The sequence below is a fragment of the Streptomyces sp. NPDC059906 genome, assembly GCF_042730645.1.
Taxonomy (GTDB): Bacteria; Actinomycetota; Actinomycetes; order Streptomycetales; family Streptomycetaceae; genus Streptomyces; species Streptomyces rubrogriseus.
Map to the genome: position 1 here is coordinate 35,519 of NZ_JBHWKU010000032.1, position 24,775 is coordinate 60,293.

22 protein-coding genes are annotated in these 24,775 nt (G+C 71.0%); 12 read left to right on the forward strand and 10 right to left on the reverse strand.

Translation table 11 applies throughout. The features are described 5' to 3' along the window. Positions 1 to 102: 102 nt before the first annotated feature. Entirely contained in the window at positions 103 to 2,160 is a 2,058-nt protein-coding gene (locus tag ACFV9J_RS33310; RefSeq protein WP_385360569.1) for a WD40 repeat domain-containing serine/threonine protein kinase, read from the forward strand. 28 nt (positions 2,161 to 2,188) lie between these two features. Here ACFV9J_RS33310 and ACFV9J_RS33315 read toward each other — a convergent pair whose 3' ends face one another. Both ACFV9J_RS33315 and glnA read right to left on the reverse strand, forming a co-directional pair. Next, entirely contained in the window at positions 2,189 to 2,767 is a 579-nt protein-coding gene (locus ACFV9J_RS33315; RefSeq protein WP_385360571.1) for a TetR/AcrR family transcriptional regulator, read from the reverse strand. Positions 2,768 to 2,878: 111 nt separating this feature from the next. Continuing rightward, a complete protein-coding gene (glnA, locus tag ACFV9J_RS33320) occupies positions 2,879 to 4,240 on the reverse strand; it encodes a type I glutamate--ammonia ligase (protein WP_385360574.1) in 1,362 nt (453 codons plus the stop codon). 290 nt (positions 4,241 to 4,530) lie between these two features. Here glnA and ACFV9J_RS33325 point away from each other — a divergent pair, with 290 nt between their 5' ends. The 3 genes from ACFV9J_RS33325 (at position 4,531) to ACFV9J_RS33335 (ending at position 7,675) form a co-directional block, all read left to right on the forward strand. Further along, positions 4,531 to 5,199, forward strand: coding sequence for a DUF3105 domain-containing protein (locus ACFV9J_RS33325; protein ID WP_385360577.1), 669 nt, complete (start codon positions 4,531 to 4,533; stop codon positions 5,197 to 5,199). Further along, on the forward strand, positions 5,196 to 5,822 hold the full coding sequence (locus ACFV9J_RS33330) for a DUF305 domain-containing protein (RefSeq protein WP_385360580.1): 627 nt from the start codon (positions 5,196 to 5,198) through the stop codon (positions 5,820 to 5,822). Before ACFV9J_RS33325 ends, ACFV9J_RS33330 begins: the two co-directional genes overlap by 4 nt. A gap of 83 nt (positions 5,823 to 5,905) precedes the next feature. Continuing rightward, complete coding sequence (locus ACFV9J_RS33335; RefSeq protein ID WP_385360583.1) at positions 5,906 to 7,675, forward strand: NAD+ synthase; 1,770 nt, start codon at positions 5,906 to 5,908, stop codon at positions 7,673 to 7,675. 24 nt (positions 7,676 to 7,699) lie between these two features. Here the strand turns inward: ACFV9J_RS33335 and ACFV9J_RS33340 are convergent, their stop codons facing one another. From ACFV9J_RS33340 to ACFV9J_RS33350, 3 genes are all read right to left on the reverse strand, one after another. After that, positions 7,700 to 8,146 (reverse strand): VOC family protein, encoded by a 447-nt coding sequence (locus tag ACFV9J_RS33340; RefSeq protein ID WP_385360586.1) that lies wholly within the window; start codon positions 8,144 to 8,146, stop codon positions 7,700 to 7,702. A 68-nt stretch (positions 8,147 to 8,214) separates the two neighbouring features. Continuing rightward, positions 8,215 to 8,469, reverse strand: coding sequence for a Txe/YoeB family addiction module toxin (locus ACFV9J_RS33345; protein ID WP_003976577.1), 255 nt, complete (start codon positions 8,467 to 8,469; stop codon positions 8,215 to 8,217). After that, complete coding sequence (locus tag ACFV9J_RS33350) at positions 8,466 to 8,729, reverse strand: type II toxin-antitoxin system prevent-host-death family antitoxin (RefSeq protein ID WP_361007257.1); 264 nt, start codon at positions 8,727 to 8,729, stop codon at positions 8,466 to 8,468. The genes ACFV9J_RS33345 and ACFV9J_RS33350 overlap by 4 nt, the downstream gene beginning before the upstream one ends. A 179-nt stretch (positions 8,730 to 8,908) precedes the next feature. On the opposite strand from ACFV9J_RS33350, the gene ACFV9J_RS33355 reads away from it, so the two are divergent. Further along, positions 8,909 to 11,911 (forward strand): bifunctional [glutamine synthetase] adenylyltransferase/[glutamine synthetase]-adenylyl-L-tyrosine phosphorylase, encoded by a 3,003-nt coding sequence (locus tag ACFV9J_RS33355; protein WP_385360589.1) that lies wholly within the window; start codon positions 8,909 to 8,911, stop codon positions 11,909 to 11,911. 124 nt (positions 11,912 to 12,035) lie between these two features. Here ACFV9J_RS33355 and ACFV9J_RS33360 read toward each other — a convergent pair whose 3' ends face one another. Together ACFV9J_RS33360 and ACFV9J_RS33365 are read right to left on the reverse strand one after the other, a co-directional pair. After that, the gene (locus tag ACFV9J_RS33360; RefSeq protein WP_385360591.1) at positions 12,036 to 12,899 is read right to left on the reverse strand and encodes a phosphatase PAP2 family protein; all 864 of its coding nucleotides are present in this window, start codon (positions 12,897 to 12,899) and stop codon (positions 12,036 to 12,038) included. 94 nt (positions 12,900 to 12,993) lie between these two features. Beyond that, complete coding sequence (locus ACFV9J_RS33365; protein WP_003976582.1) at positions 12,994 to 14,028, reverse strand: LacI family DNA-binding transcriptional regulator; 1,035 nt, start codon at positions 14,026 to 14,028, stop codon at positions 12,994 to 12,996. Positions 14,029 to 14,419: 391 nt separating this feature from the next. Here ACFV9J_RS33365 and ACFV9J_RS33370 point away from each other — a divergent pair, with 391 nt between their 5' ends. The 7 genes from ACFV9J_RS33370 to ACFV9J_RS33400 all read left to right on the forward strand — a co-directional run bounded on the left by ACFV9J_RS33370 (position 14,420) and on the right by ACFV9J_RS33400 (position 21,599). Further along, positions 14,420 to 15,691, forward strand: a complete 1,272-nt coding sequence (locus ACFV9J_RS33370) for an extracellular solute-binding protein (RefSeq protein ID WP_385360594.1) — start codon at positions 14,420 to 14,422, stop codon at positions 15,689 to 15,691. Positions 15,692 to 15,817: 126 nt separating this feature from the next. After that, the gene (locus ACFV9J_RS33375; RefSeq protein WP_385360597.1) at positions 15,818 to 16,822 is read left to right on the forward strand and encodes a carbohydrate ABC transporter permease; all 1,005 of its coding nucleotides are present in this window, start codon (positions 15,818 to 15,820) and stop codon (positions 16,820 to 16,822) included. A gap of 13 nt (positions 16,823 to 16,835) precedes the next feature. Next, positions 16,836 to 17,747 carry a sugar ABC transporter permease gene (locus tag ACFV9J_RS33380; RefSeq protein WP_385360599.1) on the forward strand — a complete coding sequence of 304 codons (912 nt, stop codon included), beginning with the start codon at positions 16,836 to 16,838 and terminating at the stop codon, positions 17,745 to 17,747. A 147-nt stretch (positions 17,748 to 17,894) separates the two neighbouring features. Continuing rightward, a complete protein-coding gene (locus ACFV9J_RS33385; protein ID WP_385360601.1) occupies positions 17,895 to 19,577 on the forward strand; it encodes a glycoside hydrolase family 13 protein in 1,683 nt (560 codons plus the stop codon). Between the two features lie 463 nt (positions 19,578 to 20,040). After that, entirely contained in the window at positions 20,041 to 20,889 is an 849-nt protein-coding gene (locus ACFV9J_RS33390) for a helix-turn-helix domain-containing protein (protein ID WP_385360603.1), read from the forward strand. Then, complete coding sequence (locus ACFV9J_RS33395; RefSeq protein WP_385360605.1) at positions 20,865 to 21,071, forward strand: DUF397 domain-containing protein; 207 nt, start codon at positions 20,865 to 20,867, stop codon at positions 21,069 to 21,071. The genes ACFV9J_RS33390 and ACFV9J_RS33395 overlap by 25 nt, the downstream gene beginning before the upstream one ends. A 27-nt stretch (positions 21,072 to 21,098) precedes the next feature. Continuing rightward, positions 21,099 to 21,599, forward strand: a complete 501-nt coding sequence (locus ACFV9J_RS33400; protein WP_385360608.1) for a hypothetical protein — start codon at positions 21,099 to 21,101, stop codon at positions 21,597 to 21,599. Between the two features lie 83 nt (positions 21,600 to 21,682). On the opposite strand, the gene ACFV9J_RS33405 is transcribed toward ACFV9J_RS33400, so the two are convergent. The 3 genes from ACFV9J_RS33405 to ACFV9J_RS33415 are packed head-to-tail and all read right to left on the reverse strand — an operon-like array spanning position 21,683 to position 24,644. Further along, a complete protein-coding gene (locus ACFV9J_RS33405) occupies positions 21,683 to 22,312 on the reverse strand; it encodes a lactate utilization protein C (RefSeq protein ID WP_385360610.1) in 630 nt (209 codons plus the stop codon). Next, positions 22,309 to 23,880 carry a lactate utilization protein B gene (locus tag ACFV9J_RS33410; RefSeq protein WP_385360613.1) on the reverse strand — a complete coding sequence of 524 codons (1,572 nt, stop codon included), beginning with the start codon at positions 23,878 to 23,880 and terminating at the stop codon, positions 22,309 to 22,311. The genes ACFV9J_RS33405 and ACFV9J_RS33410 overlap by 4 nt, the downstream gene beginning before the upstream one ends. Continuing rightward, positions 23,877 to 24,644 carry a (Fe-S)-binding protein gene (locus ACFV9J_RS33415; RefSeq protein ID WP_385360615.1) on the reverse strand — a complete coding sequence of 256 codons (768 nt, stop codon included), beginning with the start codon at positions 24,642 to 24,644 and terminating at the stop codon, positions 23,877 to 23,879. Before ACFV9J_RS33415 ends, ACFV9J_RS33410 begins: the two co-directional genes overlap by 4 nt. Between the last annotated feature and the right edge of the window lie 131 nt (positions 24,645 to 24,775).

Genomic DNA, 24,775 nt, shown 5'->3' on the forward strand with positions numbered 1-24,775 from the left:
ATCCGGGCGCAGGTTCGCCGCCCACGGGCCGCGGGCCGTCGTCGAGGAGAGACTTGGGGGAGTCATGATCCGCTGCACCGCATCCACCGAAGGGCTCGCGGGATGACGGACCGTAGGTCGGACCCGGCCACCGGTGACATACCGGCCGAGATCGGCCCCTACCGGCTGGAGCGGCTGCTGGGCGAGGGCGGGATGGGCCGCGTCTACCTCGGACGCACGCCCGCCGGGAGCGCCGTGGCCGTCAAGGTCGTCCACCGGGCGTATGCCGCCGACCCGGAGTTCCGCAGGCGGTTCGCGCTGGAGGTCGCGGCGGCGCGGCGCGTGCAGGGTCTCTACACCGTGCCGGTCGTCGCCGCGGATCTGGAGGCTGACGAGCCCTGGCTGGCCACGGCCTACGCCCCCGGGCCCTCGCTCCAGCAGGCCGTCGGGGAACGGGGGCCGCTGCCCGCCGCCGAGGTGCTCGCGCTGACGGCCGCGGTCGCCGAGGCGCTGGAGACGATCCACGCCGCCGGAGTGATCCACCGCGACCTGAAGCCCTCCAACATCGTCCTCACCGCCGACGGACCCAAGGTCATCGACTTCGGCATCGCCCGCGCCGCGGACGTCACCGCGCTGACCGCCACGGGGATGCGCGCCGGAACGCCCGCCTACATGGCACCCGAGTACATCCGGGGGCAGGAGGTCACCGAGGCCGGTGACGTCTTCGCGCTCGGCCTCGTCGCCCACTTCGCCGCCACCGGACGGCTCGCGTTCGGCGGCGGCAGCGACCACGGCGTGGCGTACCGGATCCTGGAAGCCGCCCCCGACCTCGACGGCTGTCCCGAGTCCGTGCGCGGCGTCGTGGCGCTCTGCCTGGAGAAGGACCCGGCCCGGCGGCCGACGCCCGCCGAGGTGATCCGGCTCTGCGGCCGGGCGGCGAACGGGGACTTCGACGACGGCCGCACGCCCACCGTCGTCTCCGCGCCCCCGGCGACCGGCCCGGACGCGCCCACCGCCACCGCCCCGGACGCCGGCCCCGGAACCCCGTCCACACCGCCGTACGCCGCCCTGCTCGGCGTCGTCGGGGCCATCGCCCTGGTCGTCGTCCTGGTCGTGACGCTGCTGCCCTCGTCGGAGGAGAGCCCGAAGAACAAGCAGCCGTACCCGGTGGTCGCGGCGACCGACATCTTCGCCAAGGGGACCAGCGGCGTCGCGTTCAGCCCGGACGGTGAGACGCTCGCGACCGGCGGCGAGGACGGGAAGGTGCGGCTGTGGAACGCCGCCACCCGCAAGGTGCGTGCCACGCTCGTGGAGAAGGGCTGGTACGGCCCGAGCCGCGTGGTCGGCGTGACGTTCAGCGCCGACGGGAAGACCCTGGTCACGAGGACCGGCACCCACCTGGTCGGCGTCTGGGACGTGGCCCGGCGCCGGGAGGTCCGCCGCATCGAGGAATCGGCCTACTCCCTCGCCCTCAGCCCGGACGGCAAGTGGATCGCCCTGGGCGACAGCGCGGGTGCCAACCTGTGGGACCTCGGCAGCCGCAGCGAGGACCCGCGCGCCCACCTGTCGCAGAACCTGCACGCGACGGACCTGGCGTTCAGCCCGGACGGCAGGACGCTCGCCTCCGTAGGCGACTTCTCCGACCAGCGCCACCAGGTGGAGAACGAGCCGGCCAAGCTGTGGGACCTGACCCGGCTCGACCCGCGGCCCTACGGCCAGGGCGACCCGCGCCACACCCTCGCCCTGGAGGACATCACCTACGCGGTCGCCTTCGGCCCCGACGGCAAGACCCTCGCCACCGGCGGCCAGGACGGCGGCGTACGGCTGTGGGACGTGGCCACCGGCCGCCTGAAGGCCACCCTCAGCCACCGCTTCGTCACCGAGGCCCGGGACCTGGCGTTCAGCCCCGACGGCAGGACGCTCGCCGTCACCGCCGACGGCCGGGTACTCCTGTGGAACCTGGCCGACCGCAAGCCCAGCGCCATCCTGGCCGACGACGAGACCGGCTTCGGCGCCGACATCAACGAGCTGGCCTTCAGCCCGGACGGCCGGTTCCTCGCGGGCACCACCACCGGGGGCGGCAGCCCCGAGGAGACCGCCGCCCCAGGCACCACCGAGGCCGACGCCGCCAAGGACAGCGGTGTCCGGCTGTGGAAGGTCCCGACGAAGACCGCTCACTGAGCGTGCCCGCCCACCCCCTGCCCCCGGATCAGACCACGGCGAGCCGGTCCACCAGCAGCTGCACCCTCCGCTCGGTTTCCTCCGGCGGCAGCCGTCCCGACCGGGTCAGGGTCGTCACCCCGTGCAGGGACGCCCAGAACACCTCGGTGAACAGCCCCGGTTCGACGCCGTCCCCGGCGACCTCGCGGAGGCTCTCCATCAGTGCGGCGAAGGCGTCCTTGAGGGGTTCGGGGGTGTCCTCCCGCGCGTACGCCAGGCCGCCGTCGAGTTGGAAGATGGCGTCGTAGACCGCCGGGTTGCGTTCGGCGAAGGCGAGGTAGGCACGGGCAAGGGCGTGCACCCGGGCGCGCGGGCCGTCGGCGGCGGCGGTCGCGGCCCGCACCGCCACGGCCATCTCGGTGGCGCCCTGGAGGGCGACGGCGCCGATGATCTCGCGTTTGCCGCGGAAGTGGCTGTAGAGGACGGGCTGGCTGTACTCGATCCGCTCGGCGAGCCGGCGGGTGGTGACCGCGTCCCAGCCCTGCTGCTCGGCGAGTTCACGGGCCGTCGCCACGATGAGGCGCTCGCGCTCCGCCCGTTCCCGCTGCTTGCGTTCCTGTACCGACATGACTCGATCCTAGCACCGCTAGACAATGAAGCGTTGGTAGCGCTAGCGTTGCCTCATTGGCTAGCGGCACTAGTTTCCGAACCTCCCGAGGGAGGGCCGCCGGGTCGGCCCCTACAGCACCGGCAGCGACTTCCGCAGCTCGAACGCCGTCACCTGGGAGCGGTACTCCTCCCACTCCTGCCGCTTGTTGCGGAGGAAGAAGTCGAAGACGTGTTCGCCCAGGGTCTCGGCGACCAGGTCGCTGCGTTCCATCAGGGCCAGGGCCTCGCCCAGGTTCTGGGGGAGGGGCTCGATGCCCAGGGCGCGGCGCTCCGCGTCGGAGAGGGCCCAGACGTCGTCCTCGGCGCCCGGCGGGAGTTCGTAGCCCTCCTCGATGCCCTTGAGACCGGCGGCGAGGAGGACCGCGTAGGTGAGGTACGGGTTGGCGCCGGAGTCGATGGAGCGGACCTCGACGCGGGCCGAGCCGGTCTTGCCGGGCTTGTACATCGGGACCCGGACCAGGGCCGAGCGGTTGTTGTGGCCCCAGCAGATGTAGGAGGGGGCCTCGCCGCCCGCGCCCGCCGTGCGCTCGGTGCCGCCCCAGATGCGCTTGTAGGAGTTCACCCACTGGTTGGTGACCGCGGAGATCTCGGCGGCGTGGCGGAGCAGGCCCGCGATGAAGGAGCGGCCCACCTTGGAGAGCTGGTACTCCGCGCCGGACTCGTAGAACGCGTTGCGGTCGCCCTCGAAGAGGGAGAGGTGGGTGTGCATGCCCGAGCCGGGGTACTCCGAGAACGGCTTCGGCATGAAGGTGGCCTGGAGGCCCTGCTCCAGGGCGACCTGCTTCATGACCAGGCGGAACGTCATGACGTTGTCGGCCGTGGAGAGCGCGTCCGCGTACCGCAGGTCGATCTCCTGCTGGCCGGGGGCGCCCTCGTGGTGGGAGAACTCCACCGAGATGCCCATCGACTCCAGCATGGTGATCGCCTGGCGGCGGAAGTCCATGCCGATGTTCTGCGGGGTGTGGTCGAAGTAGCCGGAGCTGTCGGCGGGGGTCGGGACCGAGCCGTCGACCGGCTTGTCCTTCAGCAGGAAGAACTCGATCTCGGGGTGGGTGTAGAAGGTGAAGCCCAGGTCGGAGGTGCGGGCCAGGGCCCGCTTGAGGACGTAGCGCGGGTCCGCGAAGGACGGCGAGCCGTCCGGCATCAGGATGTCGCAGAACATGCGGGCCGTGCCCGGGGCCTCCGCGCGCCACGGCAGGACCTGGAACGTCGACGGGTCCGGCTTGGCGATCATGTCGGACTCGTAGACCCGGGCGAAGCCCTCGATCGCGGAGCCGTCGAAGCCGATGCCCTCGTCGAAGGCCTGCTCCAGCTCGGCCGGGGCCACGGCGACGGACTTGAGGAAGCCCAGCACGTCCGTGAACCACAGGCGTACGAACCGGATGTCGCGCTCCTCCAGCGTCCGGATCACGAACTCCTGCTGCTTGTCCATCTTCCGCTTCCCCATCCTTGCTGGTCAGGCCGCCTGTCTCCGGTACGGCGGGAGGCGGTCGGGCACTTGAGCATCACACCACGGCGCCGTTACGTGTGCGTTGCGGACCTCCGTCGGCCGGCCCACCCCGTGACCGCAGCGTAGAGGCCACGTGTTCGATCGGGCCATTCCGGGGATCCGGCCGGGACAGATCCTGTGCCCGCCCTACGAAGGACGGGCCCCGCGCCATTACGATCAGCGGACCTCACGCTCGTCCGTCTCCAGCAGTCTTCCCAGAAGGGCAACACCCCATGGGTTCCGCCAAGAAGAGCAGCAACACGGCGCGACAGGCCCGCATAGCCGAGATGCGGCGTGCCGAGGAGGCCCGCAACCGCCGGAACCGGATCCTCACGGTCGCGCTCAGCACCGTGGTCGTCGCCGGTCTCGTCGTCGGCGGCGTCTTCCTCGTCCGGTCGCAGTCCGACGACTCCTCCGGCGACACCGCCTCCGACGGCAAGACCTCCGGCAAGTTCGAGACCGGTGCGGACGGCGTACGGACCTGGAAGGGCGACCTGGGGCGCAACCACGTCACCAAGAAGGTGACCTACCCCGTCGAGCCCCCCGTCGGCGGCGACCACAACCAGGTCTGGATGAACTGCAACGGCGACGTCTACACCAAGCCGCTGAACAACGAGAACGCCGTGCACTCCCTGGAGCACGGCGCCGTCTGGGTGACGTACACCGACAAGGCGCCCGAGGCCGACGTCGAGAAGCTGGCCGCCAAGGTCAAGAAGACGCCGTACTCGCTGATGAGCCCCGACGACAAGCAGAAGGACCCGATCATGCTGTCCGCCTGGGGGCACCAGCGCACGGTGACCGGCGCCGACGACCCGAACGTGGACAAGTTCTTCGAGAAGTTCGTCCAGGGACAGCAGACCCCCGAGCCGGGGGCCGCGTGCACCAACGGGCTGTCCCAGTGACCGCGAAACGGGCCGGCTGGATCGCGGGGGCCGCGGCCGCGGTGCTCGTCGCGGCCGGCGGGATCACCTACGCGGTCGCCGGGGACGACGGCGGCGGCAGGACCCCGGCCGCCGACTCCGCGGACGCCGGGTTCGCGCGGGACATGTCGGTCCACCACCAGCAGGCCGTGGAGATGTCGTACATCGTGCGCGACCGCACCGACGACGAGGAGGTGCGGCGGCTCGCGTACGACATCGCGCAGACCCAGGCCAACCAGCGCGGCATGATGATCGGCTGGCTCGACCTGTGGGCGCTGCCCAAGGTGTCGTCCGACCCGCCGATGACCTGGATGGGCATGGGCGACGCGCCCTCCGCCGGGGAGGGTTCGCTGATGCCGGGGATGGCCACCGACGCCGAGATGGACAAGCTCGGGACGCTGGACGGGAAGCAGGCCGAGGTCTACTACCTCCAGCTGATGACCGAGCACCACAAGGGCGGCGTCCACATGGCGAAGGGGTGCGTCGAGAGGTGCACGGTCGGCGTGGAGCAGCGGCTGGCCCGGGGGATGGTGGAGTCCCAGGAGTCGGAGATCCGGCTGATGGCCGACCTGCTGGCCGAGCGGGGCGCGAAACCGCGGAGCTGAGACGGCGTGCGTGAGGTCCCGGACATCGGGCGGTAACACATCCGTCGCCCCATTGCGTCGTTCTGACGATTACAGTGGGGTCCGTGCCTCGACTACGACTCGCCCTGAACCAGATCGACTCCACCGTCGGCGACATCGACGCCAACGCCGAGTCGGTCCTGCGCCGGACCCGGCACGCGGCCGGGCAGGGAGCGCACCTGGTGGCGTTCCCGGAGATGACGCTGACCGGGTACCCGGTGGAGGACCTGGCCCTCAGGTCCTCCTTCGTCGAGGCGTCCCGCGCCGCCCTGCGCTCCCTCGCGGCACGGCTGGCGGACGAGGGCCTCGGCGGGGTCCCGGTGGTCGTCGGCCACCTCGACCGCTCCGCGACCGCGCAGCCGAGGTACGGCCAGCCCGCCGGCGCCCCGCAGAACGCGGCGGCCGTGCTGTACGGCGGCGAGGTGGCGCTGAGCTTCGCCAAGCACCACCTGCCGAACTACGGCGTCTTCGACGAGTTCCGCTACTTCGTGCCCGGCGACACCCTGCCCGTGGTGCGGGTGCGCGGCGTGGACGTGGCGCTGGCCATCTGCGAGGACCTGTGGCAGGACGGCGGCCGGGTGCCCGCCGCCCGCTCGGCGCGGGCCGGGCTGCTGCTCTCCGTCAACGCCTCCCCGTACGAGCGGGACAAGGACGACACCCGGCTGGAGCTGGTGCGGGGGCGAGCGCGGGAGGCCGGGTGCACCACCGCCTACCTCGCCATGACCGGCGGGCAGGACGAGCTGGTCTTCGACGGCGACTCGATCGTCGTAGACCGGGACGGGACCGTCCTGGCCCGGGCGCCGCGGTTCACCGAGGGCTGCATGGTGCTGGACCTCGACCTGCCGGCCGCCGAGGCGGAGCCGCCCACGGGCGTCGTGGACGACGGCCTGCGCATCGACCGCGTGGTGCTCTCCGAAGCGGAGGAGGCGGCGGACACGGTGCCCGCGGGTGAGCCGTGGCGGTCCGGCGGGCACGCCGAGCCGCTGGACGACGACGAGGAGGTCTACTCGGCGCTCGTCACCGGCCTGCGCGCGTACGTCACGAAGAACGGCTTCCGCTCGGTGCTGATCGGGCTCTCCGGCGGCATCGACTCCGCGCTGGTCGCGTCGATCGCCTGCGACGCGCTCGGCGCGGAACACGTGTACGGCGTCTCGATGCCGTCCAAGTACTCCTCCGGGCACTCCAGGGACGACGCGGCCGAGCTGGCCCGGCGCACCGGCCTCCACTACCGCACCGAGTCCATCGAGCCGATGTTCGACGCGTACACGGGCGCGCTGGAGCTGACCGGCCTGGCGGAGGAGAACCTCCAGTCCAGGCTGCGCGGCACGCTGCTGATGGCGCTCTCCAACCAGGAGGGCCACCTCGTGCTGGCCCCCGGCAACAAGTCGGAGCTGGCGGTCGGCTACTCGACGCTGTACGGCGACTCGGTGGGCGCGTACGGACCCATCAAGGACGTGTACAAGACGTCGGTCTTCCGGCTCGCCGAGTGGCGCAACCGCGCGGCCCGGGACCGCGGCCGGACCCCGCCGATCCCGGAGAACTCGATCACCAAGCCGCCGAGCGCGGAGCTGCGCCCCGGCCAGGTCGACACCGACTCGCTGCCGGACTACCCGGTGCTGGACGCGATCCTCGCCCTGTACGTCGACCGGGACCGGGGCGCGGACGAGATCGTGGCCGCAGGGTACGACCGGGAGCTGGTGACGCGGACGCTGCGCATGGTGGACACCGCCGAGTACAAGCGGCGGCAGTACCCGCCGGGCACCAAGATCTCGCCCAAGGGCTTCGGCAAGGACCGCCGCCTGCCGGTCACCAACCGCTGGCGGGAGCGCGGCTGAGGCGCGACGGGACCCGCGTACCGGCTAGCCCTTGTGCTGGAGGTCGGCCAGCACCTTGTGCAGGGGCTCCGCCACCCGGCGCCGGTACTCCTGGATCGCCCAGCCGTTGCCGTCGGGGTCCTTGAAGTACATGAAGGTGGCGCCGTCGTCCGGGGCGTACTGCACCGGCTCCGAGACCTCCAGACCACGGGCGGTCAGCTCCGCGTGGGCCGCCTTGATGTCGGCGACGCAGAGCTGGAGGCCCTGGTACGAGCCCGGTTCCGGCCGGGTCTGCCCCTGCGCCATGTCCCAGATGGCGTCGCCGAGGGCGACCGAACAGCCGGAGCCCGGGGGCGTCAGCTGCACGATCCGCATGCCCGGCATGACCTCCTGGTCGATGTCGACGTGGAAACCGACCTTGTCGCGGTAGAAGTCCCGGGCGCGGTCGATGTCGGTGACGGGGAGCGGGATGACTTCGAGCGTGAAGTCCATGGCGTGACTCCTTCGGCTTCGGCTTCGGCTTTCGCCGGTCGCGGGTGTCGGGTCCGTACGGGCGGGTGTCAGTAGTGGTAGCGCGCCTGGACGATGACCAGCTGGTCATCGGTGGGCTTGTACACAAGACGGTGCGTGTCGTCGATGCGCCGTGACCAGTAGCCGGACAGGTCGCCCTTGAGCGGCTCCGGCTTGCCGACGCCCTTGAACGGGTCACGGGCGATGTCGGCGATCAGTCTGTTGATCCGCTTGGTCACCTTCCGGTCGCTCTCGGCCCAGTGGACGTAGTCCTCCCAGCCGTGGGACGTGAAAGTGATCCTCACGCCCGCTCCGCGTCCGGGTCGATCAGCTCGCGCCGCCGTGCGTCGCCCGCCTCGGCCTCCGCGATGGAGTCGAGCAGCCGGCGGGCGTTCCTCGGCGAACGCAGGAGATGCACCGTCTCCGTCCACGCCGTGAAGTCCTCCTCGGACATGAGCACGGCGTTCCCCTTGCGGGAGGTGATGTGCACCGGGGCGTGGTCCTCGTTGACCTGCTCTATCAGCGGGAACAGATTCTGACGGGCTTCGCTGGCGGTGATGGACATACCAGTGCCTCCCTTCCTCGGCTTGTACAAGATATCGTACGAGTCCGGGGCGGTCCACCGGAGAGCGGGAGCGGTACGTCCCGGCGCCCGCACGCCGTTCCCCGGCTACGCTCAGCCCGTACGACCTTGATCCCATCCCACCCGGGCCCGTGTGCCCCGCAGTCCGACAGGAGGCCGAGATGACGGCGCCGGGGCGCAGGAGCAGTACCTTCACGCGACTGCTGCGGCACGGTTTCACCGATCCCTCGGCCGCCGAACGGCTGCTGGACGGCGCCGAGCTGGCCGAGCTGCGCGCCGATCCCGTCCTGCTGGAGGCGCTGGGCGCCACCGCCGACCCGGACCTCGCCCTGCACGGACTGGTACGGCTCCTGGAGGCGCAGCCCGACGCCACCGCCCGCCAGGAGCTGCTGGACACCCTGATAGCGGCCAAGCCGCTGCGCGACCGTCTCCTCGGTGTGCTCGGCGCCTCCGAGGCGCTCGCCGACCACCTCGCCCGGCACGCCGGGGACTGGCAGGCCCTCGTCACGTACGAGCCGCGCGACCTGCACCGCGGCGTCGAGGAGTTCGAGCGGGGGCTCGCCGAGGCCACCGACCCGGTGTCCCTGCGCGTCGCCTACCGGCGCTGCCTGCTGTCCATCGCCGCCCGCGACGTGTGCGGCACCATCGACGTCGCCGAGACCGCCGCCGAGCTGGCCGACCTCGCCACCGCCACCCTGCGCGCCGCCCTGGCCCTCGCCGAGGCCGCCGCGCCCGAGGACGCCGCGCGGTGCAGGCTCGCGGTGATCGCGATGGGCAAGTGCGGCGGACACGAGCTGAACTACGTCTCCGACGTCGACGTCATCTTCGTGGGTGAGGCGGCGGACGCGGGCCCCGACGCCGACGAGGCCAGGGCGATCCGGGCCGCGACCTCGCTCGCCGCGCACATGATGCGGATCTGCTCCGAGACCACCGTCGAGGGCTCCATCTGGCCCGTCGACGCCAACCTCCGCCCCGAGGGCCGCAACGGCCCCCTGGTGCGCACCCTCAGCAGCCACGTCGCCTATTACCAGCGCTGGGCCAAGACCTGGGAGTTCCAGGCGCTGCTCAAGGCCCGCCCGGTGGCCGGCGACCCCGGCCTCGGCGCCGAGTACGTCGCCGCCCTCCAGCCCCTGGTGTGGCAGGCCGCCGACCGCGAGAACTTCGTCCCGGACGTGCAGAAGATGCGCCGCCGGGTGGTGGAGAACATCCCCCTCACCGAGGTCGACCGGCAGCTCAAGCTCGGGCCCGGCGGCCTCAGGGACGTCGAGTTCGCCGTGCAGCTCCTCCAGCTGGTGCACGGACGGGCCGACACCTCCCTGCACAGCGGCACGACGCTGGACGCCCTGGCGGCCCTCGCCGCGGGCGGCTACGTCGGCCGGACCGACGCCGCCCAGCTCGACGAGGCGTACCGCTTCCTGCGCTCCATGGAGCACCGCATCCAGCTGCACCGGCTGCGCCGCACCCACCTCGTCCCCGAGGACGAGGCCGACCTGCGCCGCCTCGGCCGCTCGCTGGGCCTGCGCACCGACCCGGTGACCGGGCTGCTGCGCGCGTGGAAGCGGCACGCCTCCGTCGTCCGCCGGCTGCACGAGAAGCTGTTCTACCGGCCGCTGCTCGACGCCGTCGCCCAGCTCGCCCCCGGCGAGGCCCGGCTCAGCCCCGAGGCGGCCCGGGAGCGCCTGGTCGCCCTCGGCTACGCCGACCCGGCCGCCGCCCTGCGGCACCTGGAGGCGCTCGCGTCCGGCGTCACCCGCAAGGCGGCCATCCAGCGCACCCTGCTGCCCGTGCTGCTCGGCTGGTTCGCCGACTCGGCCGACCCGGACACCGGGCTGCTCAACTTCCGCAAGGTCTCCGACGCGCTCGGCACCACCCCCTGGTACCTCAGACTGCTGCGCGACGAGGGCGCCGCCGCCGAGAACCTCGCCCGGGTGCTCTCCGCCGGACGGCTCGCCCCCGACCTGCTGATGCGGGCCCCGGAGGCCGTCGCGCTGCTCGGCGACGGCGTCGCCGGGGGACTGCGGCCGCGCGGCCGGGCCCAGCTGGAGCAGGAGACCCTCGCCGCGGTCCGCCGCGCCGACGACGCCGTACAGGCCGTCACCGCGGTGCGCGGCGTACGGCGCCGGGAGCTGTTCCGCACAGCCGCCGCGGACATCGTCGGCTCCTACGGCACCGAGGCGCAGCCCGTCGAGGCCGACCAGGGCGCCCTGGTGGACCTGGTCGGCGGCGCGGTGTCCGACCTGACGGCGGCGACGCTCGCGGGCACGCTGCGGGCGGTCGTGCGGGACAAGTGGGGCGACGTCCTGCCGACCCGGTTCGCGATCATCGGCATGGGCCGCTTCGGCGGACACGAGCTGGGCTACGGCTCGGACGCGGACGTGCTGTTCGTGCACGAGCCCCGCGACGGCGTGGCCGAGCGGGAGGCGGGCGACGCCGCCAACAAGGTCGTCTCCGAGATGCGCCGCCTGCTCCAGGTGCCGAGCGCCGACCCGCCGCTGCTGATCGACGCCGACCTGCGGCCCGAGGGCAGGTCCGGGCCGCTGGTGCGGACCCTGAAGTCCTACGAGGCCTACTACCGGCGCTGGTCACTGGGGTGGGAGTCGCACGCCCTGCTGCGGGCCGAGTTCGTCGCCGGGGACGAGGAGCTGGGGCGGCGCTTCATCGAGCTGATCGACCCCCTGCGCTACCCGGCGGGCGGGCTCGGGGAGGACGCCGTACGGGAGATCCGGCGGCTCAAGGCCCGCATGGAGTCCGAGCGGCTGCCGCGCGGGGCCGATCCCAAGCTGCACGCCAAACTGGGGCCGGGCGGTCTCTCCGACGTGGAGTGGACCGTGCAGCTGCTCCAGCTGCGGCACGGCCACGAGATCGCCGGGCTGCGCACCACCGGGACGCGCACGGCGCTGGCCGCCGCCCGGGACGCCGGGCTGGTCTCGGAGGAGCACACCGCCACGCTCGACGAGGCGTGGGTGCTGGCGACACGGGTCCGCAACGCGGTGATGCTGGTCCGCGGCCGGGCCGGCGACACCTTCCCCACCGACCCGCGCGAGCTGGCGGCCGTGGGCCGCTACCTGGGCCACGGCTCGGGCCACGCGGGCGACATGCTCGACGAATACCGCCGCACGGCCCGAAGGGCCCGCACGGTGGTGGAGGACCTGTTCTACGCGTAGCGGCTACAGCCCCTCGCCGCCGCTGCGGGCAGTCGTGCCGCTGGGGCGGCACGGGTGGGCGCAGCGGCACCCCGCCACGCCGGGCTGCGCACCCACCCCCGGCCACGTTCGCCCCGGGCACCCCTCAGGCCCGCCCCGGCAACCACACCCTCCCCCGCCGCGCAGCGACCGGCACCAGACGAGGCAACGCGTAAGGCAGCCGCCCGTACCAAGCGGCAGCGACCCCGTACCCGAACGCCAGACACAGCACACCCCCTACCGCATCCAGCCAGAAGTGGTTCGCCGTCGCCACGATCACCACCAGCGTGAGCGCCGGATACACCAGCCCCAGCACCCGCACCCACGGCACCGAAGCCAGCGCGAAGATCGTCAGCCCGCACCACACCGACCACCCGATGTGCATCGACGGCATCGCGGCGTACTGGTTGGACATGTTCTTCAGGTCCCCCGACGCCATCGACCCCCAGGTCTGGTGGACCATCACCGTGTCGACGAAGTGCCCGCCGTTCATCAGCCGGGGCGGGGCGAGCGGGTACAGGTAGTAGCCGACGAGGGCGACCCCCGTGGTCGCGAAGAGCACCAGCCGGGTCGCCGCGTAGCGGCCGGGATGGCTGCGGAAGAGCCACACCAGGACACTCAGAGTCACCACGAAGTGCAGGGTGGCGTAGTAGTAGTTCATGCCCACGACCAGCCAAGTCACCGAGTTGACCGCGTGGTTGACGGACTCCTCGACGGCGATGCCCAGTTGCTGCTCGACGTGCCAGATCCAGTCGGCGTTGCGCAGGGCCGCGGTCCGCTGTTCCGGCACCGCGTTGCGGACGAGGGAGTACGTCCAGTAGCTGAGCGCGATCAGCAGGATCTCGAACCACAGGCGCGGTCGGCGCGGGGCTCGCAGCCGGGACAGGAGGCGCTTCCCCGTCGTCCCGGCGACGGGGTGCGGAACGCCGTCCTGCAGGCGTTCCCGAGTCCTCACGGTCGCGTCACCCATAGGCATGAAGTCTGCCAGAAAAGCCTTCTTCCACCGATCATCCCTCAGGTGGAACCGACCCGCATCCGCCCCGGAGCCGGCACCCCCACGGGGGTCAGGGGCGGCCGCGCTCGCCCGGCGCCGACGCCGTCGAACCGCGCACCACCAGCTCCGGCATGAACACGAACTCGCTGTGCGGCGCGGGCGTCCCGCCGATCTCCTCCAGGAGCGTGCGCACCGCCGCCTGACCCATCGCCGGGACCGGCTTGCGGACCGTGGTGAGCGGCGGGTCGGTGAAGGCGATCAGCGGCGAGTCGTCGAAACCGACGACCGAGACGTCCTTGGGCACGTCCAGGCCCAGCTGCCGGGCCGCGCGTATCGCGCCCAGCGCCATCATGTCGCTGGCGCAGACCACCGCCGTGCAGTCCCGCCCGATCAGCGCGGAGGCCGCCGCCTGGCCGCCCTCCAGGGTGTACAGCGAGTGCTGGACCAGCTCCTTCTCCACCGTCTCGGCGCTCAGCCCCAACTGGTCCTGGACGGTGCGTACGAAGCCCTCGATCTTGCGCTGCACCGGCACGAACCGCTTGGGCCCGAGGGCCAGTCCGATCCGGGTGTGGCCGAGCGAGACGAGGTGGGTGACCGCGAGGCTCATCGCGGCCCGGTCGTCGGGGGAGATGAACGGCGCCTGCACCTGCGACGAGAAGCCGTCGACGAGGACGAAGGGCACGCCCTGCGCGCGCAGCCGTTCGTAGCGCTGCATGTCGGCGGTGGTGTCGGCGTGCAGCCCCGAGACGTAGATGATGCCGGCCACCCCGCGGTCGACCAGCATCTCGGTCAGCTCGTCCTCCGTGGAGCCGCCCGGCGTCTGGGTGGCGAGGACGGGCGTGTAGCCCTGGCGGGTCAGCGCCTGCCCGATGACCTGGGCCAGGGCCGGGAATATCGGGTTCTCCAGCTCCGGGGTGATCAGGCCCACCAGGCCCTCGCTGCGCTGCCGCAGCCGCACGGGGCGCTCGTAGCCCAGCACGTCGAGGGCGGCGAGCACGGACTGGCGGGTGGTGGCGGCGACGCCCGGCTTCCCGTTGAGGACGCGGCTGACGGTCGCTTCGCTCACCCCCGCCTGGGCGGCGATGTCGGCAAGCCGTGTGGTCACAGGGGTGGACTGTACCTGTCGGCCGCTGCCTTGCACACCGATCGGGCGCCGTGGGCGGCCTGTTGGACGGCCCGTCGGACGGCCCGGCGCGGGCTGCTGCGTCATCGCGCTCCCTCAAGAAAGTGGCGGCAAGAGCTTGCAGAGTCTTGCACAACCCGCCCGATACCGCTCGGGCCCCGTAAACAAGCGTCTCATGACGGTCGCCGAGAGGTCACGCCCGGATAACTTCGGAGATCTCTTGCACATTTTTGCAGCAAGACCTTTCGCCGGGCTTTCAACGCTGTTACGTTCACGTCGCCCGACGGCAGCAACGAAGCGGTCGGCGGTCGGCAGGAGCGGCGGACGGGCCCGCACCCTGCACCACACGGGCTTTCACCCTCAAGGAGAACTCATGCGGCGTGGCATAGCGGCCACCGCGCTGGTGGCGTCCCTCGCCCTGGCGGCGACGGCGTGCGGCGGAGACGGCGACAGCGACAGCGAGTCGGGCGGACCGGTCACCATCACTTACTGGGACACCTCCAACGCGACCAACGAGGCGCCGACCTACAAGGCCCTGGTCAAGGAGTTCGAGGCCGCCAACAAGGGCGTCAAGGTCAACTTCGTCAACGTGCCCTTCGACCAGGCGCAGAACAAGTTCGACACCGCCGCAGGGTCCAAGGGCGCCCCGGACGTGCTGCGCTCCGAGGTCGGCTGGACGCCCGCCTTCGCCAAGAAGGGCTTCTTCCTGCCGCTGGACGGCACCGAGGCCCTCGCCGAGCAGGACAAGTTCCAGCCCAACCTGATCGAGCAGGCCAAGTACGAGGGCAAGACCTACGGCGTCCCGCTGGTCACCGACACCCTCGCCTTCGTCTACAATAAGGCGCTCTTCGAGAAGGCCGGCGTCGAGGCCCCCAAGACCTGGGACGACCTGAAGAAGGCCGCCGCCACCATCAAGGACAAGACCGGCGTCGACGGCTACTGGGCCTCCACGGCCGGCTACTACGCGCAGCCGTTCCTGTACGGCGAGGGCACCGACACGGTCGACGCCGACGCCAAGAAGGTCACCGTCAACTCCGCCGCGGCGAAGAAGGGCTACGGCACCTGGCTGAGCCTCTTCGACGGCAAGGGCCTGCACAAGGCCGACACCACCGCGGACGCCTACGCCCACATCCAGGAGGCGTTCGTCAGCGGCAAGGTCGCCTCGATCATCCAGGGCCCGTGGGAGATCACCAACTTCTACAAGGGCTCGGCGTTCAAGGACAAGAACAACCTCGGCATCGCCACCGTCCCGGCCGGTTCCACCGGCAAGGCGGGCGCCCCGACCGGCGGCCACAACCTCTCGGTCTACGCCGGTTCGGACAAGGCCCACCAGGAGGCGGCGCTGAAGTTCGTGAAGTTCATGACCTCGGCGAAGTCCCAGGAGACCGTGGCCCTGAAGAACTCCACGCTGCCGACCCGCGACGACGCCTACACCGCCCAGGTCAAGGCCGACCCGGGCATCGCCGGCTTCCAGACGGTCCTGCCCGCCGCCCAGCCGCGCCCGGCGCTGCCCGAGTACAGCTCCCTGTGGACGCCGCTGGACGACGAGCTGCCCCAGATCGCCGGCGGCAAGAAGTCCCTGGACGAGGGGCTGGGCGACGCCGAGACCGCGATCGCCAAGCTGGTGCCGGACTTCAGCAAGTAGCAGCACCGACCGCCGGGCCCCCGCACCGGGGGAGGGGCCCGGCGGTCACCGACCGTGCGCCGCACCCCTGATCCTCCGATTCTCCCGATGATCGCTCCCGATGATCGCTTCCGAAGGTGTCGAACCATGACAGTCGCCATCGACCGCGCGACCGGCAAGCGCCGCGGTGACCGCACCCCGCGGCCCGGCCTCGGCCGGCGTCTGAAAGACGGCTACCAGAAGCACTGGTACGCCTACGCCATGATCGCGCCGGTGGCCGTCGTGATCGGCGTCCTCGTGCTGTACCCGCTGGGCTACGGCCTCTACCTCACCCTCACCGACGCCAACAGCCTCAACACGGGCCGCACCATCGGCGTCAACGAGATCGAGGCCACCTACAAGTTCGTCGGCCTGGACAACTACGCCGACATCCTGTGGGGCCCGACGGCCTACGACCGCTTCTGGTCGCACTTCATCTGGACCATCGTGTGGACGGCCGTCTGCGTCGGCCTGCACTTCTTCATCGGCCTCGGGCTCGCCCTGCTGCTCAACCAGAAGCTGCGCGGCCGGACCTTCTACCGGCTGATCCTGGTCCTGCCCTGGGCCGTGCCCACCTTCGTCACCGTCTTCGGCTGGCGCTTCATGCTCGCCGACCAGGGCATCATCAACTCCGCCCTGGACTGGCTGCACCTGCCGACGCCGGCGTGGCTGGAGGACACCTTCTGGCAGCGCTTCTCCGCGATCATGGTCAACACCTGGTGCGGTGTGCCGTTCATGATGGTCTCGCTCCTGGGCGGCCTGCAGTCCATCGACAACAGCCTCTACGAGGCCTCCGAGATGGACGGTGCCAACGCCTGGCAGCGCTTCCGCTACGTCACCCTGCCCGGCCTGCGCTCGGTCAGCTCCACGGTCGTCCTGCTCGGCATCATCTGGACCTTCAACCAGTTCGCCGTGATCTTCCTGCTGTTCGGCAACACCGCCCCCGACGCGCAGATCCTCGTCACCTGGGCGTACCAGCTCGGCTTCGGACAGCAGCCGCGCGACTTCGCGCAGTCCGCCGCCTACGGCATCCTGCTGCTGGCCATCCTGATCGTCTTCACCTCCTTCTACCGCCGCTGGCTGAACCGCAATGAGCAGCAGCTCGCGAACTGAGGCAGGAGCCGCCATGAGTACAAGCACCGCGCCCACCAAGGCCCCCGCCGAGCAGGTCACCGCGTCCACCGCGCCGCCGCGCAAGGTCCGCGGCCGCGGCGAACGCAGCCGCGCCGCGTCCCTCGCCTCCCACGGCGTGCTGACCCTCGCGAGCCTCGTCGCGCTCTTCCCGGTCGCCTGGCTGGTCTACCTGTCCCTCGGCCCGGACAAGAACGACTACCTGCACCCCGGACGCATCTGGTCGAAGATGACCTTCGACAACTACGCGTTCGTGCTCCAGGACACCAACTTCTTCGACTGGCTGAAGAGCTCGCTGATCGTCTCGCTGGGCACCACCGTCATCGGTGTGCTGGTCGCCGCGACGACCGGCTACGCGGTCTCGCGGATGCGCTTCCCGGGCTACCGGAAGCTCATGTGGGTCCTGCTGGTCACCCAGATGTTCCCCATCGCGGTCCTGATCGTGCCGATGTACCAGATCCTGTCGAAGCTCCAGCTCATCGACAACTACTTCGGTCTGATCCTCGTCTACTGCTCGACCGCGGTGCCGTACTGCGCCTGGCTGCTCAAGGGCTACTTCGACACCATCCCGTTCGAGATCGACGAGGCCGGGCGGGTGGACGGGCTGACCCCGTTCGGCACCTTCTTCCGGCTGATCCTGCCGCTGGCCCGGCCGGGCCTCGCGGTCGCCGGCTTCTACAGCTTCATCACCGCGTTCGGCGAGGTCGCCTTCGCCTCGACGTTCATGCTGAGCGACACGAAGTACACCTTCGCCGTCGGACTGCAGAGCTTCGTCAGCGAGCACGACGCCCAGCGCAACCTGATGGCGGCCACCGCCGTGCTCGTCGCGATACCCGTCTCCGCGTTCTTCTACCTGGTGCAGAAGAACCTGGTGACCGGCCTCACCGCGGGCGGCACCAAGGGCTGACCGCCCCACCCGGAAACGTCCGGCCGCGGTGCCCATCCGACCCCGCTGCACCGCGGCCGGCCGCCCCTTCCGCCACCGACGCCGCCTCCACTCCGTTCCGCTCCGTTTGCTTCGTTTCGCTTCGTTTCGCTACGTACCAAGGACGACATGAGCCAGCAGCCTTCCGCCGCACCGGCCCCCACCTCCGCCGTCGCCACCGTCCCCAAGCGCCACGACTGGTGGCGGGACGCGGTCATCTACCAGGTCTACCCGCGCAGCTTCGCCGACAGCAACGGCGACGGCATGGGCGACCTGGAGGGTGTCCGCACCCGCCTGCCGTACCTGCGCGACCTGGGCGTGGACGCCGTGTGGCTCAGCCCCTTCTACGCCTCCCCGCAGGCCGACGCCGGCTACGACGTCGCCGACTACCGGGCCGTCGACCCCATGTTCGGCACCCTCCTGGACGCCGACGCGCTGATCCGCGACGCCCACGCGCTGGGCCTGCGCATTATCGTCGACCTGGTGCCCAACCACTCCTCCGACCAGTACGAGTGGTTCAAGCGCGCGCTGGCCGAGGGCCCCGGCTCCCCCTCCCGGGACCGCTACCACTTCCGCCCCGGCAAGGGGAAGAACGGCGAACTGCCGCCCAACGACTGGGAGTCCATCTTCGGCGGCCCCGCCTGGACCCGGGTGACGGAACCCGACGGCACCCCCGGCGAGTGGTACCTCCACCTCTTCGCCCCCGAGCAGCCCGACTTCAACTGGGAGCACCCGGCCGTCGGCGACGAGTTCCGTTCCATCCTGCGGTTCTGGCTGGACATGGGCGTGGACGGCTTCCGCATCGACGTCGCCCACGGCATGGTGAAGGCCGAGGGGCTGCCCGACCTGGGATCCCACGAGCAGTTGAAGCTGCTGGGCAACGATGTCATGCCGTTCTTCGACCAGGACGGCGTGCACGCCATCTACCGCCAGTGGCGACTGATCCTGGACGAGTACTCGGGCGAGCGCATCTTCGTCGCCGAAGCGTGGACCCCGACCGTCGAGCGCACCGCCAACTACGTCCGCCCCGACGAACTGCACCAGGCGTTCAACTTCCAGTACCTGGGCACCCACTGGGACGCGGACGAGCTGCGCACGGTCATCGACCGCACGCTCGACGCCATGCGTCCCGTCGGCGCCCCCGCCACCTGGGTCCTCTCCAACCACGACGTCACCCGGCACGCCACCCGCTTCGCCAACCCGGCGGGCCTCGGCACCCAGATCCGCCTGGCCGGCGACCGCGAGCTGGGGCTCAGGAGGGCCCGCGCCGCGACCCTGCTGATGCTGGCCCTGCCCGGCTCGGCCTACGTCTACCAGGGCGAGGAGCTGGGCCTCCCGGACGTCGTCGACCTGCCCGACGAGGTGCGCCAGGACCCGGCGTACTTCCGCGGCGCGGGCCAGGACGGCTTCCGCGACGGCTGCCGGGTGCCGATCCCGTGGACCCGCGAGGGCTCCTCGTACGGCTTCGGCGACGGCGGTAGCTGGCTGCCGCAGCCGGCGGGCTGGGGCGAGCTGAGCGTCGAGGCGCAGACCGGCGAGCCCGGCTCGACCCTGGAGCTGTACCGCGAGGCCCTGGCCGTCCGCCGCTCCACCGCCGACCTCGGCGCGGGCGACACGGTCGAGTGGCTGCGCGCCCCCGAGGGCGTCGTCGCCTTCCGGCGCGGGGACTTCGTGTGCGTCGCCAACACCACCGGCGAATCGGTGACGATGCCCGCGTACGGCCGTGCCCTGCTGACCAGCGGCGAGATCACCGAGGCGGCCGGCGAGGCGAAGGTCCCGGCGGACACGACGGTGTGGTGGACCCGCGCCTGACCTCCGGTACGACGAGGCCCGCCGCCTCCCCCGGGGGAAGCGGCGGGCCCTTCACCCCTGCTCACGGCCGGTTCGTACTACGCCGGTTCACCTCACGCACCCGCGCGTTCAGTTCACCGGCACGACCGCCTTCCCGCAGCGCCTCCGCCAACTGCCGGGCCGTGCCCGGGTTGCAGCGTCCGAGGTCAACCAGCGGTGGCAGGTAGTCGCTCGCGAGCGAGACGGTGCCAGCCCCAACGACGGCAGGCGTACGCCCACTTCGTCCAGCGCGAGGGAGAGTTCGTCCTTGGCGGCGCCGGCGTCCTGGATCGCGGCCGCCCGCCTTCTGCGGTCCTGTGGTGCCATGGTGCGGTGCCCTTCTTTCGTGGTGATCCCGACTCTCCCCACGATCATCGGTGCGTGACGCTACCCTCACCAGGGGTAATGGTTTTCGTTGCGCTCGATCGAAAACGGGGGACAGTCGATGCCCGCGCCGAAGGAACTCGACCCGTCCGCGTCCCTGCCCGCGCTCTACGGCGTGAAGTTGCGCAAGCTCCGCGTCCGCGCGGGGCTCACCCAACGAGGGCTCGGTGACCTGATCCCCATCGCCCACAGCCGCATCGCCCAGTTCGAACTCGGCAAGGAGACACCGCCCGAGGACGTCAACACCAAGCTGGACGCCCTCTTGGAGGCCGATGGGGACCTGATCGACCTGTGGGGTCACATCAGACGGACGCCGATTCCGGACTGGGCGCGGAAATTCGTGGAGTACGAGGCCCGAGCAGTCAAGATGCTCAAGTACATGGCACACGCCGTGCCCGGTCTCCTTCAGACCGAGCCGTACGCCGGAGCCCTACTGCGTATCAGCCGCCCTCGCGATACGGACGCGGAGATCGAGGAACTCGTCGCCACCCGACTGGAACGGCAGGCCATTCTCCGGCGCGGTACGCCACCCCTGCTCTGGTGCATCCTGGACGAGGCGGTGATCCGACGCCCCGTGGGCGGCCGGGCGGTGATGCGCGAACAGTTGGCGCACGTGCTGAGTCTGGCGCGGACACCTCACGTGGTGGTGCAACTCCTGCCCTTCGCGCAGGGCGAGCACCCGGTCATGGGCGGTTCGTTGACTCTCTTGGGCCCAGGGCGCGGGGCCGACGTGGCCTACATCGAAAGCTCCCACTCCGGCGAACTGGTAGAAGCGCCGGAGGAGGTGGCCGCGTATGCCCTGGCCTACGATCTGCTCCAGGCCAAGGCGCTGCCTCCGGACGAGTCCCTGGCCTTGATCCGTTCCGCGATGGAGGAGTTCAGCCGATGCGCCCCGCAGGAACCGACCTGAACAACGCCAACTGGCGTAAGAGCACCTACAGCAACGGGCAGGGCGGCGATTGCCTGGAACTCGCCGACAACATTCCCGGCACCGTCCCCGTCCGGGACAGCAAGCACCCCACCGGCCCCGCGCTGCTGTTCCCGGCCTCCGCCTGGACCGCCTTCGTCGCCGGTATACGGCAAGCCGACTGAGGGGGGTATGCCATGGGGACAGCGAAAATGAACGTCGAGTTCGCATCGGCGTTGGTGACAGTGATCCCGATCATCCTGTTCGTGGCGTCCGTGGAGATCAACAACGTCACCAGGTCCAGGCAAGCGCGCCTTTTGCGACAGCTTGAATTTCATCTGGAGGACGCGGAAGCAGAGATACTCGCTGGACGGCCGGTCAGCGATGGCAAGCCCCGCAAGTCCCGTACGGAGACGATCGCCTACGTATTCTGGGGCGTACTCATGGCCACCCACGTCGTTGCCGAGATGATACTCATACTCTGGCTGGCCAGCGCAAAGCGCCCCGAGGTGCCCTTCTTGGCGGAAGTCGTTCTGAATACGGCGCTATTCGGATTCATCAGCGTGTTCACGGGAGGGCTCTTGTCACACGATCTTACGAGGCGCGAGTACCTGGACCATCTTGAGGAGATCAAACGCCGGCGAACCCGAACGTTCGTCGAAACGGCCACGGCCCAGATCACGAGCGGCGACGCCCCCGGGCGGTCAGGCTGAGTGGGGCAGCGGGGCTCTTCGGAGCCTCCGCATGGCCGTCCTTCGTCGCCGGGATGCGCCAGGCCGACGCGTGGTCGCGAGGATTACGCGTCGGTGCGGATCACCACCTCCAGGGTGCGTGGGCCGTGGACGCCCTCGACCCGCTCCAGTTCGATGTCGGAGGTGGCCGACGGGCCGCTGATCAGTGTCGTCGGGCGCTGAGGCACCAGCCGGGCCACCGCCTCCGGCACGCCGACCGTCACCGACGACAGGTCGACGACGCACACGTGCAGGTCGGGGACGAGTGACAGCGCCCGACGACCCTGGCCGGAGGAGCCGTCCAGGAAGATCGTCCCGGTCTCCGCGCAGCCGACGGCGGACCCGGTCACCACCGCGTCCAGCGCGTCGAGCGCCGGGGCGGGGACGTCCGCCGAGTCCTCCCGGACCTCGCCGTCGTAGGCGCTCAACCAGGCCGGATCGAGCCCGGCCGGGATCCCGACCCGCCGCGCCCCGCGCTCGCGCAGCACCTCGGCCACGACCGCCGCGGTGCCGTCGGCCGTGCACGGGTGCACCCGCGCCTTGTAGTCGACCAGCCGATCCACGAAGAGGGCGAGCCGCTCCTCGTCGGGCAGGGTCCGGCCGGTGAGGTAGGCGCGGGGGACGTCCACCTCGGGTGTGCCGGAGAGGGTCAGGGCGTCCCGGACCCGTCCGAGCACGGTTTCACGTGCGTTCACCGCTCCTCCTCAGGGTCGTGGCAGCCCTCAGGACCACCGGAGACGTCATGGGCGCTCACGCCCTCCGCGGCCGCCGCGCGCAGGGTGGCCGCGCCCTCCGTGGACGCCAGCCAGGAGCGGAAGCTCTGCTTGGGCGGCGCCGGGGTGTCCCGGCTGTCGCTCCAGCTGTCGAACGGCGGCGGGAGGTGCGAGAACGTGCCGTCCCGCCCGGCCAGTACGCGGCCCGCCCCGGCTGCCTTCTGCGCGGCCGTGAACAGTCTCGGCCGCTTCATGACCGCGGCCGCCGCCTTCATCGCCAGCTTCTCCGCCGTCGCCCCGGACCGCTCGGTGTGCTGGTGGCGCAGTTCCACCAGGAGCGACGGGATGTCGATCTTCACCGGGCAGGCGTCGAAGCAGGCACCGCACAGGCTGGAGGCATACGGCAGCGAGCTGTTGGGGTCGTTCTTGGCGGCGTGCATCCCGGCGAGCTGCGGGGTGAGCACCGCGCCGATCGGCCCGGGGTACGTCGAGCCGTAGGCGTGGCCGCCGGCCCGTTCGTACACGGGGCAGACGTTGAGGCAGGCCGAGCAGCGGATGCAGTTGAGGGCCTCGCGCCCGACCTGGTCCGCGAGCGCCGCCGTACGCCCGTTGTCGAGCAGGACGAGATGGAACTCCTGCGGCCCGTCGCCCGGGGTGACTCCCGTCCACATCGAGGTGTACGGGTTCATCCGCTCACCTGTCGAGGAGCGCGGCAGCAGCTGCAGGAAGACCTCCAGGTCCTGGTATCGGGGGAGCACCTTCTCGATGCCCATGACGGTGATCAGCGTCCGCGGCATGGTCAGGCACATCCGGCCGTTGCCCTCGGACTCGACGACCGAGAGGGTGCCGGTCTCGGCGATCCCGAAGTTGGCGCCGGAGACCGCGACCGGGGTCGTCATGAACTTCTCCCGCAGATACGCGCGTGCCGCCGCCGCCAGGTGGGCGGGGACGGAGTCGAGGTCCGGGTCGACGCCCGGGATCTCCCGGCGGAAGATGTCGCGGACCTCGTCGCGGTTGCGGTGGATCGCCGGGACCAGGATGTGCGACGGCTTGTCGTCGGCGAGCTGCACGATCAGCTCGGCCAGGTCGGTCTCGTACGCGGTGATGCCCCGGTCCGCCAGGTGCTCGTTGAGCCCGATCTCCTGGGTGGCCATCGACTTGACCTTGATGACCTCGTCGCTGCCGGTCGCCTCGACCAGCCGGGTGACGATGTCGTTGGCCTCGACGCCGTCGCGCGCCCAGTGGACGGTGCCGCCGTGCTCGGTGACCTTCCGCTCCAGTTGCTCCAGCAGCTCGGGCAGCCGGTTCATGGTGTCCGTCTTGATCGCCGAACCGGCGTCGCGCAGCCGCTCCCAGTCGGGCAGTTCGCCGGTGACGGCGAGCCGCTTGGCGCGGATGGAGTGGGTGGCCTTGCCGAGGTTGCGGCGCAGTTGCTCGTTGCGCAGCTCGCCGCGGGCGGCCTCGGGGAATTTCCGGTCGCCGCGCAGGTTGCCCGTCCCGTAGGGGGAGCGGGGCGGGGTGGCGGGCATGCCGAGGAAGGTGCTGCTCATCGGGCGGCCTCCGTCAGGGCGTACGGCGAGGTGCGGGTCGCGGCGAGGATCTGCGCCAGGTGCAGGGTGCGCGTACCGGCCCTGATGCGGGACAGGCCGCCGCCGATGTGCATCAGGCAGGACGCGTCACCGGCCGTGCACACGTCGGCCCCGGTGCCGGTGACGTGGCGCATCTTGTCCTGGAGCATGGCGGAGGAGGTCTCGCCGTTCTTGACCGCGAAGGTGCCGCCGAACCCGCAGCAGGCCTCGGCCTCGGGCAGCTCCACCAGGTCGATGCCGTCGACCGCGCGCAGCAGCCGCAGCGGCTTGTCGCCGACCCGCAGCATCCGCAGTGAGTGGCAGGTGGGGTGGTACGTCACCCGGTGCGGGAAGTACGCGCCGACCTCCGTCACGTCCAGTACGTCGACCAGGAGCTCCGAGAGCTCGTACGTCTTCGCCTTCACGGTGGCGACCCCGGCGCGCAGCGCCGCGTCCCCGTACCGCTCGGCGACGATCTCGTGCTGGTGGCGGACCGAGCCCGCGCACGAGCCGGACGGCATGACCACCGCCTCGATCGACGGGTCGCCGAACTGCTCGGCGAAGCCCCGCACCAGGGGGACCGGCTCGCGCTGGTAGCCGGTGTTGACGTGCATCTGACCGCAGCAGGTCTGCTCCGGCGGAAACACCACGTCGTGCCCCAGGCGGGCCAGCAGTACCGCGGTGGATTTCACCGCCTCGGGGAAGAGCGTGTCTCCCAGACAGGTGGCGAAGAGTCCGATGCGCATGGGATCTCCTCGATCGTTCGTATGGTCGGACCATACTAGCCTCGGTCCGAAAGGGAAAGGGAACTTGTTTGGTCCGACCTTATTGACATGCGACATCTTCAGTGACCTACTGAGGAACCGTTCGTCAGCGA

Excerpts from the sequence above, each read along its gene's own strand:
- ACFV9J_RS33310 (WP_385360569.1), top strand. The coding sequence starts at position 103 with ATGACGGACCGTAGGTCGGACCCGGCCACCGGTGACATACCGGCCGAG.
- ACFV9J_RS33315 (WP_385360571.1), bottom strand. The coding sequence starts at position 2,767 with ATGTCGGTACAGGAACGCAAGCAGCGGGAACGGGCGGAGCGCGAGCGC.
- glnA (WP_385360574.1), bottom strand. The coding sequence starts at position 4,240 with ATGGACAAGCAGCAGGAGTTCGTGATCCGGACGCTGGAGGAGCGCGAC.
- ACFV9J_RS33325 (WP_385360577.1), top strand. The coding sequence starts at position 4,531 with ATGGGTTCCGCCAAGAAGAGCAGCAACACGGCGCGACAGGCCCGCATA.
- ACFV9J_RS33340 (WP_385360586.1), bottom strand. The coding sequence starts at position 8,146 with ATGGACTTCACGCTCGAAGTCATCCCGCTCCCCGTCACCGACATCGAC.
- ACFV9J_RS33350 (WP_361007257.1), bottom strand. The coding sequence starts at position 8,729 with ATGTCCATCACCGCCAGCGAAGCCCGTCAGAATCTGTTCCCGCTGATA.
- ACFV9J_RS33355 (WP_385360589.1), top strand. The coding sequence starts at position 8,909 with ATGACGGCGCCGGGGCGCAGGAGCAGTACCTTCACGCGACTGCTGCGG.
- ACFV9J_RS33360 (WP_385360591.1), bottom strand. The coding sequence starts at position 12,899 with ATGGGTGACGCGACCGTGAGGACTCGGGAACGCCTGCAGGACGGCGTT.
- ACFV9J_RS33370 (WP_385360594.1), top strand. The coding sequence starts at position 14,420 with ATGCGGCGTGGCATAGCGGCCACCGCGCTGGTGGCGTCCCTCGCCCTG.
- ACFV9J_RS33375 (WP_385360597.1), top strand. The coding sequence starts at position 15,818 with ATGACAGTCGCCATCGACCGCGCGACCGGCAAGCGCCGCGGTGACCGC.
- ACFV9J_RS33380 (WP_385360599.1), top strand. The coding sequence starts at position 16,836 with ATGAGTACAAGCACCGCGCCCACCAAGGCCCCCGCCGAGCAGGTCACC.
- ACFV9J_RS33385 (WP_385360601.1), top strand. The coding sequence starts at position 17,895 with ATGAGCCAGCAGCCTTCCGCCGCACCGGCCCCCACCTCCGCCGTCGCC.
- ACFV9J_RS33390 (WP_385360603.1), top strand. The coding sequence starts at position 20,041 with ATGCCCGCGCCGAAGGAACTCGACCCGTCCGCGTCCCTGCCCGCGCTC.
- ACFV9J_RS33395 (WP_385360605.1), top strand. The coding sequence starts at position 20,865 with ATGCGCCCCGCAGGAACCGACCTGAACAACGCCAACTGGCGTAAGAGC.
- ACFV9J_RS33400 (WP_385360608.1), top strand. The coding sequence starts at position 21,099 with ATGAACGTCGAGTTCGCATCGGCGTTGGTGACAGTGATCCCGATCATC.
- ACFV9J_RS33410 (WP_385360613.1), bottom strand. The coding sequence starts at position 23,880 with ATGAGCAGCACCTTCCTCGGCATGCCCGCCACCCCGCCCCGCTCCCCC.
- ACFV9J_RS33415 (WP_385360615.1), bottom strand. The coding sequence starts at position 24,644 with ATGCGCATCGGACTCTTCGCCACCTGTCTGGGAGACACGCTCTTCCCC.